General features: G+C 43.1%; 10 protein-coding genes. 1 reads left to right on the top strand and 9 read right to left on the bottom strand.

Annotated elements, in window-relative coordinates; all coding sequences use genetic code 11:
- Nucleotides 1–267 precede the first annotated feature (267 nt).
- From ACXAH2_RS17015 to tyrS, 3 genes are all read right to left on the bottom strand, one after another.
- Nucleotides 268–2,286 (bottom strand): acyl-CoA dehydrogenase family protein, encoded by a 2,019-nt coding sequence (locus ACXAH2_RS17015; protein WP_475080146.1) that lies wholly within the window; start codon nt 2,284–2,286, stop codon nt 268–270.
- 122 nt (nt 2,287–2,408) lie between these two features.
- Nucleotides 2,409–3,428 (bottom strand): AraC family transcriptional regulator, encoded by a 1,020-nt coding sequence (locus tag ACXAH2_RS17010; RefSeq protein ID WP_475080145.1) that lies wholly within the window; start codon nt 3,426–3,428, stop codon nt 2,409–2,411.
- Between the two features lie 108 nt (nt 3,429–3,536).
- A complete protein-coding gene (gene tyrS / locus ACXAH2_RS17005) occupies nt 3,537–4,841 on the bottom strand; it encodes a tyrosine--tRNA ligase (RefSeq protein WP_475080144.1) in 1,305 nt (434 codons plus the stop codon).
- 105 nt (nt 4,842–4,946) lie between these two features.
- On the opposite strand from tyrS, the gene ACXAH2_RS17000 reads away from it, so the two are divergent.
- Nucleotides 4,947–6,347, top strand: coding sequence for a peptidoglycan DD-metalloendopeptidase family protein (locus tag ACXAH2_RS17000; protein WP_475080142.1), 1,401 nt, complete (start codon nt 4,947–4,949; stop codon nt 6,345–6,347).
- Nucleotides 6,348–6,431: 84 nt separating this feature from the next.
- Here the strand turns inward: ACXAH2_RS17000 and trxA are convergent, their stop codons facing one another.
- The 6 genes from trxA to lptM all read right to left on the bottom strand — a co-directional run bounded on the left by trxA (nt 6,432) and on the right by lptM (nt 10,474).
- Nucleotides 6,432–6,758, bottom strand: coding sequence for a thioredoxin TrxA (gene trxA / locus ACXAH2_RS16995; RefSeq protein ID WP_353669512.1), 327 nt, complete (start codon nt 6,756–6,758; stop codon nt 6,432–6,434).
- A gap of 106 nt (nt 6,759–6,864) precedes the next feature.
- Nucleotides 6,865–7,578, bottom strand: coding sequence for an HAD family hydrolase (locus ACXAH2_RS16990; protein WP_475080140.1), 714 nt, complete (start codon nt 7,576–7,578; stop codon nt 6,865–6,867).
- Complete coding sequence (locus tag ACXAH2_RS16985; RefSeq protein WP_475080138.1) at nt 7,575–8,237, bottom strand: DUF484 family protein; 663 nt, start codon at nt 8,235–8,237, stop codon at nt 7,575–7,577. Before ACXAH2_RS16985 ends, ACXAH2_RS16990 begins: the two co-directional genes overlap by 4 nt.
- Before the next feature lie 8 nt (nt 8,238–8,245).
- Nucleotides 8,246–9,076 carry a diaminopimelate epimerase gene (gene dapF, locus ACXAH2_RS16980; RefSeq protein WP_475080137.1) on the bottom strand — a complete coding sequence of 277 codons (831 nt, stop codon included), beginning with the start codon at nt 9,074–9,076 and terminating at the stop codon, nt 8,246–8,248.
- Nucleotides 9,077–9,087: 11 nt separating this feature from the next.
- Nucleotides 9,088–10,341, bottom strand: a complete 1,254-nt coding sequence (gene lysA, locus ACXAH2_RS16975) for a diaminopimelate decarboxylase (RefSeq protein WP_475080135.1) — start codon at nt 10,339–10,341, stop codon at nt 9,088–9,090.
- A 10-nt stretch (nt 10,342–10,351) separates the two neighbouring features.
- Nucleotides 10,352–10,474, bottom strand: a complete 123-nt coding sequence (lptM, locus tag ACXAH2_RS16970) for an LPS translocon maturation chaperone LptM (protein ID WP_475080133.1) — start codon at nt 10,472–10,474, stop codon at nt 10,352–10,354.
- Between the last annotated feature and the right edge of the window lie 557 nt (nt 10,475–11,031).

The raw sequence follows: 11,031 nt of genomic DNA, 5'->3' as shown, positions 1-11,031 counted from the left end.
GACGTGTTAGACTCTCATGAGACTTCAAGTTCTTTTTGAAGCCCCAGCGAGCGCCCACACAAATTATCTGATTATCTATTTTAAAGAGCGTTGCCATCACACTTAAGCAACTTATTTTCCAATAGAAAATGAAGCCCTACCCGTGTCAGCGAGGGCGTATATTAAGGATCTACAGATTTTTAGCAAGTACTTTTTTCAAGTTTTTGAAAATTACTACACCACTTTTCTAAGACATTTTCTAAGACACTTACTTTTTTTCTAAGACACTTACTTTTCCTGCCAAGGATGGGCAAAATCCTGAGGGGCAATTGAAGCAATAAGGCTTGATTCTCCCTTAAGTAAATCATCAGCAACCTCATGAATGGCTGCTCGTAAAGCCTCCATTCTCCGTATCGACATAGTATTACCTTCAAGATTTGAACGTAGGATTTCAATTTGCGCTAACGCGACTTTTTGAGTCGATTCATCAAGCTGACTGGCATGAGCACATAAGGTTGCGATGCTCATAAGCGTTTCAATACGCTTACCCAATCGCTGTAAAGGTAACTGGGCTTGGGTCAATTCCAACTGGTAAGCCACGCTTATTTTTAAATAATGCCATCGACATTGCCGAAGCTGATATTCTGCAAACATAAGATGCGATTTTAATGGGGTAGGTATTTTGTCGTATCGACTAAAGTATTGACTTGGAACCCACTGGCCCAATAAATCAACAAGAGTAAACACTGCGTTTTTAGCAACCCAAGCCTGCAATCGCCAAAAGCCAGCATTCAATATAAGTGACAACAAGACTTTTGAGACTCTTATTGGCGATTGAATAAAACGACCTAGTGACAATTTCAATATGCGCTTTTCTTTGCTAACAGCTTGCCCATGCTTATCAGCATTTACTTTTTGCATTATGCCCAATAAGCCTGCCATGCAGTTTTCAGTGAATGACTTAGTTAAATCTCTGACCATGCCCAATCGAATCAGATCATCTTCCCCTTCAACGATACCGAATGCATGCGCTGTCGCCCTAATATCTGATATACGAGAACCTTTATCCAAACTACGCCCGCCCATGACTCTTTCACAAGCGATCAAGGAATCTAATAAAGACTGAGCACTGGCAGATTTGGTGATATCCCTTAACCCAGCCAAATCCACTTTATTTTGATCCTGAGCTAAAGCCAGATGAGAGAGTGCTTGTGCTGTCAAAGCACCTCCCAACATTTTTGCTAACGCCAATCGAGGCAGCTCATGCTTAATGACCTTACCACCCACACCTTCTCTTTGTTTAGCGTAATGCACTGCATCTGCCGCCATCATACGTTGGAAACCAGCCGCTTGAGCAGCCAACATGCAACGCCCCATTCTTAGACAGTAAAATAATACCTCTACGCCATTGCCTAAAATTTCTTGCTCATAAGGAATAGGGAAGTTATGAAAGTGCACTCTAGAGTTAATATTCTGTGTAAAAGCACTCACATTGGAGCTTTGACAGTAAAAAGAATATTCGCCTTCAATGTCTTCTTTTGGTAACTCAGTCACAAACAAGGCCAACTCTTTGCTATTTTTTCCCTTTCTGGCCACAATCGCCATCAAACCACCATGAGTGGCACTGGTAATATAAAGTTTATTGCACTCCCCTTCTGCGAAAAGTCGCCAGCAGGCATTGTCTTTGTCTTCTTCGACATAGGCTTTTACTCGCTTGGCATTTACTCCTACGCCCACCTCAGTCAAAGCAAAAGCAATTAACTGTCCACCACTTATCTTTGGTAAGTATTGGTTCTTTTGACTCTGTGTACCGTAACCCAGTAACGCACTAGAACCTATGGTTAATTGCCCTGAAATCTCAACCGACAAAGCTCCCAACCCATTGGCAGCGAAATCTTCGGTTAAACAAGCAAATTCACTGTAACGCTTACCTTGACCAGCATATTGAGTAGGCACAGTAAAACCATAAGCCCCTTCAACAGCAACCGCATTACGCAATGTTGAAGTAATTTTGCCATCTTCGCCAAAAGCGTCATCTTGCTCGATACACGTTAGCCCAGCTTGTAAGATACGAGCAGCTTCTGGCGTACAGGATTGCTTCATGTTGTTAACACCAGACAGCAACTCTTCTATTTTTGGTTTAGGCCCATAAATCATACGCTGAAGTAAGCTGGATTGGTTAGTTGCAAGATGACGTCCAGCAGCATCAGCTGCTTGCTCCAACGCAGCCACATCTTCAGCTTGCGCATGATCTCCAGCAGCCTTAAGCGCTTGCGCTGAAATGGAAGTGCGTGAATCATTTGGCATTGTCTACTCCTCACTTTTTTTTTATAAAGTTACGAGAGGAATAGCAGGATAGGAATAGCAGGAAATGACGACATTAAATGCAAATAGTGCCAAAACACCACTTTACGCATCTTAATCTAATACTAAGAACGACGATATTGCTCCCTATAAGCACTCGGACTGAAGCCAGTCCAACGTCGAAATGAACGAGCGAATACCGCCGCATCCGAGAAGCCAACTTTCTCCGCCACTACTGCAATCGGAATAGCCTCTTGCAGCAACCAATAACTGGCTCGGTCTTGACGCATTCTATCTTTGATTTCTTGAAAAGATGTGCCTTCTTTTTTTAACTTACGAATCAGTGTTCTACGTGACATGTGTAAGCTTTTTGCCGCCTCATCAATATCAGGAAAACCGTCGGCAAAAGCACGACTCAATAAAGCGCGTAAATCACTAGTCACACTAATGTCCCCTGGCTGCTTTAAAAAGAGCTCAATGGGACAGCGCTTCATATAGGCTTTCAGCGCATCCAAACTTTGGACATTTTGACGGTCCAAAAAATCTCGACCAAAAACCAACCTTAACGTCGTTTGCTTAAAGATACGTTTGCAAGGGTAAAGCTTTGCATAATCATGATATTGAGGTTCAGCATAAGGGAAATGCACTGCCATCAAAGGAATACGCTCTTGAATCAACCAAGAAGCATAACTGTACCAAGCTAACAAGGTCATATCGGCAAAAAGATGATCAGAGTCCAATTCAAGATTCGTAAATTCAAATTCCAAGACGGCACTGTTGCCCTCTTCTATTAAGGCCATTTTATAGGCGTCGGACACCATATTGTAGAAACGACAAGCGAGTTGAAGGGCTTTACCCAAGGTTGCTTCATGCACAGTGGCACGGCCCATCATAAAAAAGGCTCCGGCAGGCAAGGGCGCACTGGCCAGCCCCATGGCTTCGTCTTGCAACAAATTCCAAATACCCTCGACAATACCTGCTAGCTTTTCGATTTCTATCTCAACATTCACATCATCAATCACGCTTGGCGACAAATCTGCCTGTTTAAATAGCGCATCTGCGTCCAAACCTTTTGCGAGCGCCAAATGATACAAACGACCTATATAATGATTTGATGTGGTTAAGGTTTGTTTATCTCGAGCCATAAGTTTTCCTTTAACAAGCAATTCCCACTTTATATAACATACGCTCTAAAAAGGCGTCGCCAATACAAAAAAAGACGCCGAAGCGTCTTTTCACATCATTAAAATACCTTACAAAGTAAACAAGTGGTGCTTTTTCTTACCCAGTTTGACTAAGAAAAATTTACCATAGTAACCTTTATCAGAAGAGAAGATATCAACAGCAGACATATTGTCATCCATACCTTTCGCTTCGCCATTCACAAATACTGAATTACGCTGTAGCGCATCTTTTACTTGTTTACCAGAAGCCGCCAAGCCTGCTTCAGCCAACAAACTGGTCAAAGGCGTTTCCGCAAGGTTAGCATCAGCAAGAGAACTACTTGGCAAACCATCTAATTGAATTTGCTCAAGATCTTGTTCACTCAACTGATCCGCTTTACCACTGAATAGCGCTTGAGTGATACGCTCAGCAGCGGCCAAGCCTTCTTCACCATGTACCAAACAAGTTGCTTCACGAGCCAAGATAGACTGCGCCTGAGGTTTACCAGTGCTTTCTTTATCTGCCTGCTCAATGGCATCAATGTCTTCCATACTAAGGAAAGTAAAGTACTTAAGGAATTTATACACATCGGCGTCCGCCGTGTTCATCCAAAACTGATAGAAAGCGTATTGCGAGGTTTTCTTCGGATCCAACCAAACAGCACCCGATTCCGTTTTACCAAATTTAGTACCATCGGACTTGGTTACCAAAGGCACTGTCATGCCAAAAACTTGCGATTGATTTTGACGGCGGGAAAGATCAATACCACCCACTATGTTACCCCATTGGTCACTACCACCAATTTGAATTGTACAATCGTATTCGCGATTTAACTCGGCAAAGTCCATACCTTGCAACAAAGCATAAGAAAACTCAGTAAAAGAGATGCCTGCTCCTTCTCGATTTAAGCGCTGCTGTACGGATTCTTTATTGATCATGGCATTTACTGAAAAGTGTTTACCAATATCACGAAGGAAATCCAGTACATTCATGCTGCCAGCCCAATCTAAATTATTCACCACACGAGCTGGATTCGACACACCATCAAATTTCACAAATTGACTGACTTGACCACGGATTTTTTCCGCCCATCCAGCCACCACATCAGAAGTATTTAACTGACGCTCTGCCGCTTTAAAACTAGGATCGCCAATCAAACCTGTGGCACCACCAACTAGGGCAATTGGATTGTGACCGGCATCTTGAAAACGCTTCAATACTAACAAGGGTACAAGGTGACCCAAATGTAGACTGTCAGCAGTGGGATCAAAACCACAATAAAGCGTACGACTGCCACTCGCCAAATGAGATTTTAGCTCGTCTTCTGAGGTCATCTGCGCGATCAAACCACGAGCTTGCAAGTCGGTTAAAAGGTCGTTACTGCTTACTGTCATTTTTTAGATCCACTTCTAATAGAGTTAATTTCGTCAAAGCATTCAATTATAAAAGTAATATTGGTACGATTACAGAGCTTTAATAAAGAATTTTAGGTACGTATTTTGATTAAATTTCTACCCACTAAGCACCTACTTCTTATTGCTGTGGTATGCGTCTTCTTGGCTATTGTCCTAATTGCTATTCCAGCAGACGAAGCTGTTGACGAAACACCCTTTTCTATCGATGCCAACCTACAAATGGTGGATCAATCTGAAATTAGCTTATCAGAACAGCAAGAATTGACGCCAAAAAGTCATATCATGCCGTCCATCACCAATACCGGCATTATTTCTGGCTACGATGTGCCTGCGCCTGAAAACCTTATAAAAAAGAATAGCCCAGCCACTTTTCAAGATCATTCTATTACCGTAAATGCCGGAGACTCTTTATCAAAACTGCTTTCCAGCAAAGGCATCAACCCCCAAGATATATACAAATTGTCTCAGGCGGACAAAAAACAAAAATCCTTACGGCACATGATGCCAGGTCAAGTACTTAACTTCACCACCAATGAAAAGACCGGTGAGCTCACCAAATTAACCTTGATACAAAACCATTTAGACAGCGTCACCTTTGAACGCCAAAACAATGCGTTTAAACGCAGCGCTATTTCGCGCACGCCAGACATAGTACATACTTACAAGGAAGCCGAAATCAACAGCTCTTTATTTGTTGATGGTCTAAAAGCGGGCATCAGCCAGCCTCTCATCATTGAAATCGCTAATATTTTTGGCTGGGACATAGACTTCGCATTAGACATTCGCAAAGGCGATAGTCTAAGCGTGCTTTACGAAGAAAAATTCCTCGACGGAGAAAAAATCGGTAACGGCAATATCATAGCAGCGCAATTCATCAATAATGGTCGTACCTTTCAGGCCATTCGCTTCAAAACAAAAAAAGGCGCTCATTACTACACACCAGATGGCTTAGCAATGCGTAAAGCTTTCATTCGGACTCCCGTGGATTTCTCTCGCATCTCATCCAAGTTTAACCCAAACCGATTGCATCCAATTTTCAAAACCAGTCGACCGCACCGTGGTGTGGATTATGCGGCGGCGAGTGGCACACCCGTCAAAGCCGCTGGCGACGGAAAAATATCTTTTGCTGGCAAACAAAATGGCTATGGCAATGTCGTCATCATAGATCACGGACGTGGCTACCAAACTCTTTATGCACATTTAAGAAGCTTTGCTCGTGGCACCAAACGTGGCGCGAGAGTGAAACAAGGCAAGATCATCGCCTATGTTGGACAAACAGGCTGGGCAACAGGCCCCCACCTACATTATGAATTCCGTATCAATGGCATACATAAAAACCCTGTTACCGTAAAACTGCCTAACGACGATCCTATGCCGAAGAGTGATCTGAAAAAGTATTTGCCTTATGCACAACAAGTGATTGCCACATTAACCAATTCACATTCACCCTCTTTTGCTCGTAAATTGGCAGCACTTAAACAATAACAGGACAAACAGATTCTCATGAACAGACACAAAAAAAGCAGCCTAAGCTGCTTTTTTAATGAACGACAAGAGGTTAATACTTAATTACAGTGCACCGTTAACGAATTCAATCAATTGAGATTTAGAGACAGCACCAACTTTGGTTGCCGCTACTTCACCACCTTTAACAACAATCAAGGTTGGAATACCACGAACATTGTACTTAGGTGCTGTTTCTGTGTTTTCATCAACGTTCAACTTAACCACTTTCAATTTGCCCGCATACTCATCAGCAACATCTTCAAGAACAGGCGCAATCATTTTACAAGGGCCACACCAAGGTGCCCAAAAATCAACTAGTACAGGCACATCAGAGCTCAATACTTCTTCTGCGAATTGAGCGTCGGTGATTTGGCTAATATTCTCACTCATATACTTTTCCTTAAAAATCTATATTGGATCAATGAATGCGGCCTAGTGTAACACTAAATCACTAGGGTAAAAATCGCTTCGCTTTAATTAACTTAATACAAAAAAACTATAGTGCTAATGATTGAATAGCGGAAGGCAACTCCAATAAAGAATGGACTTCAGCGTGAGAACTTGTCCCCCAATCTTCCGCCCAGCGACGCGCGCCATGTCGGTTAAACCAGATACTTCTGGCGCCTGCATTGGCTGCACCTTGTACATCATCAATAGGGTGATCGCCTATATGTATCACTTGTTCTGGAACCACACCAGCCTGAGTCGCGGCGTGCAAAAACAACTGAGGTTCAGGCTTGGCAACACCAACATGTTCAGCACGTATCGCAAATTCAAAATATCGTCCTAAGCCTACATAAGGATGGTAAACATCAGCATTGCCATTGGTAATCACAGCAAGACGATAATCTTGAACAAGTTCGCTCAACACTTCATTCACATGAGGAAACAGATCCACTTTTTGGCGCCACTCACAAAAATGCGCTAGAGCAGATTGTGCAACTAAATTGGCTTCTTCACTCGGTAAACCAAATGATTTCAACACTTGCTGATACATTTTTAGACGTAAATTGGTTAAGTCTGCCGACAACTCAGGTTGTTTATTAAGTATCTGCTGACGAACCGTCAGCTGATAGTCACCACCGAAGTCACGATAAAAGCCGGGGAAACGCTCCTCAAACCAAGACTCCATAGCATATTCTGCGCGAGTAATAACCGGCATTACATCCCATAACGTATTATCAAGATCAAAGGTAATCAGAAGACTCATGGCACCAACCTCAATAAAATAGCACTTAACAAGTCGGCTAAATGCTGCAAAAAGAAAGTGCCCTTTTCTTTATCAAAGGCAGTGGCCTTTTCAGACCCAAGCACCAACACACCCCGCTTTTCCAAATCACCACCCGCACGCGATAACAAAGGTAAAACCGCAACCGATTGAACTGTCTCTGCATCATCAAACAGATAAGCCATTTCTGCGGCTGGCAAAATACCACAATAACACTCTGTCATCTTAATGGTAAAAGGCATTCGATTATCTGCCTCATCAAGACTTAACGAGCGCAATGCACTATCAGGATGCTCATCAAATAATAGTAAAGTATGGAAAGAGACTTCAAAATCATCTCGTACCATGTCATCCACAGCCACCGCCAGATCATCTAAACTACGGCAATTCAAACCTGCTAAGATAAGGCGTCGACTTTTTTGCATGGTCGACTCATTTTCACGGGCGACCTCTACCAAGCGTTCAAACTGACTACGATACTGCTCAGTCGATTTCCGCAAATGGTCAACCTGATATTCCAATAATGAAATCGCTCGTCCATTCACAGGATGAGGAATGGTAAGATCATCCAATATCTCGGCATTACGTACAAAAAAATCTGGGGTACTGACTAAATACTGAATGACTTCCTCTTCGCTCATACCACTGCCTATAGGTAAATTTGACCTTCAAAAACTTTTTCTGCTGGGCCTGTCATTAATATAGGATGGCCTTCGCCAGCCCATTCAATGTGTAAATCACCACCTCGAAGATGAGCGGTTACTTTCGAACCAAGCCAGCCCTGCTTAATACCCGCCACAACGGCGGCACAAGCCCCCGTTCCACAGGCTTGTGTTTCACCGACCCCTCGTTCGTAAACGCGCAGGGTAATTTCCTCAGGGTTTACCACATGCATGAAGCCCACATTAACGTTTTGGGGAAAACGTTCGTGACACTCAATTTTGGCACCAACAGATTGCACTTGCTCATCGATCAAGGCATCAACTTTCAACACAGCATGAGGATTCCCTACTGACACAGGCGTCAGTTGATATTCTTCACCATCCACATCAATAGGATACAAACCTTGCTCTTCTTGCGCTTCAAATGGCAGATCTTTTGGAGTAAAACTAGGCGCCCCCATATCCACTGTCACCAAACCATCATCCATCACGCGAAGCTGAATGGTGCCACGCTTGGTTTCCACATTAATGATACGCTTGTTAGTCAATTCTCGATCTAACACGAACTTAGCAAAGCAACGAGCACCATTGCCACAATGCTCTACTTCACTGCCATCCGAATTATAAATTCGGTAACGAAAATCCATATCTGGATCCGAAGGCGGCTCAACCACTAATAATTGATCAAAGCCAATCCCCCAATTACGATCACTCAGACGCTCAATCTGTGGCTTATTAAAAAACACTTTTCGGGAAACCGCATCCACCACCACAAAGTCATTGCCCAGTCCATGCATCTTAGTAAATTTCAATAACACGACAGGACTCCTCAGTCAGGCAATACTTGCTCACCAGCCAATTGATGCTCAATGGTTTCACGAGCACGAATCAAATAAGCTTTATCACCATCCACCATGACTTCGGCAGCTCGATTACGACTGTTGTAGTTGGACGCCATAGTGAAACCATAAGCACCCGCAGAACGCACAGCCAATAAATCACCCGCTTGAATATCCAATTCACGGTCTTTTCCAAGAAAGTCGCCCGTTTCGCAAACTGGGCCAACTAAGTCGTAAACTCGCTTACCTTCTGGCGTTGCTTGCTGCGACACAGGGACAATGTCCATCCAAGCACTGTACAAAGATGGACGAATCAAATCATTCATAGCACCATCAATAATGGCAAAATTTTTGTGGTCATTACACTTAAGGAATTCCACCTGAGTCAACATGACGCCAGCATTTGCTGCAATAGAACGGCCTGGCTCAAACGCCAGTGTTACATCCATATCCTTGACTTTTTCCAATAAGAGTTTGGCGTAGTCAGCAGGCTTTGGCGGTACTTCATCACGGTAACGCACACCAAGACCACCACCCAAATCCAAGTGTTTAATCTTAATGCCCACAGCAGCCAATTCTTCCAATAACCCCACCAAACGATCAAAAGTATCTAAGAAAGGTTGCAGCTCTGTTAGCTGCGAGCCTATGTGACAATCCACGCCCATCACATCTAAATTAGGCAGTTCGCTGGCAATTTGATAAATACGTACGGCATCCTTGATATCGATACCAAACTTATTTTCTTTTAAACCAGTGGAAATATATGGATGAGTTTTAGCATCCACATCTGGGTTAACACGCAAAGAAATCGGTGCTTTTTTACCCATTTCACCCGCCACTTTATCAAGGCGATACAACTCGGCTTCGGATTCTACATTGAAGCAATGAATCCCCACTTCCAATGCACGGCGCATTTCCAACTCTTGTTTTCCTAACCCAGAAAACATCACTTTGGCTGGGTCACCGCCGGCTTTTAACACTCTCTCTAACTCACCAATGGAGACAATATCGAACCCGGCACCAAGACGCGCCAAGACATTCAAAATGGCGATGTTTGAACAAGCCTTCACTGCATAACAAATTAGAGTAGGATGGGAAGCGAAAGCGTCCGCGTAGTCTAAGTAATGACGCTCAAACATAGCACGAGAATAGACGTAACAAGGCGTGCCAAATTCTTTAGCAACATTAGACAATGACACTTTCTCAGCGTGTAATGTCTGATCAGAATAGGTAAATAAGTCCAAAGGGGAATCCTCAATTAAGCGATGATTCTTGTTGTGATAAGGTATTGTTTTCCGGCAAATACAGAGCGCCCTTGTTTCCACAAGCGACAATGAAAGCACTAAAGACCAACACCACAAACCACTTTAACATCATCTTATCTCTTCAATTTTTGATGCGCTTAGTATACCTTGCCACCAGCGGCATCCCAACCCTAGCACAAGAATTACATGGATATTCTTTACCCAAAGAGCAAGTATCATCGACTTGATTTTTATTCCCTCGTCACCAGATTAGCAAAATGAAATTATATAAGGGTTGCCATACTTCGTAATGAAAAAACCATAATGCCACTTGGAATTGCTCCAAGCTGTGCGATCGGACTTCATCTTCTTGTATTAGAGCTTTGTCAACCTCAGTTATGGCTACCATCTAACACATCGTCCCAAACCACTGCGCTTTTTCTTTTGAAGTCAGCAAGCCAATCTTCGTTAACCAGCGTCGCAAATTCTTTGCAATACGACTCTCTATCGACTCCATTAGCGGACAAACAGCACGACATCGACTTAGAAATGTCTAAACCAACTTATTAACATAAAAAAAGCGACTATGATGCATAGTCGCTTCAGACTGCTGATAAAGTCCTCGCCTTCGTGCGGGGACTTTTTATAATAGTCTCATGCTTAAAGAACGCCCCCAAACCCAATCCACTT

The organism is Marinomonas sp. ABL3_031 (assembly GCF_056161265.1).
Note: the sequence above shows the minus strand (reverse complement) of the source record. Positions and strands in the feature narration are given on the sequence as shown.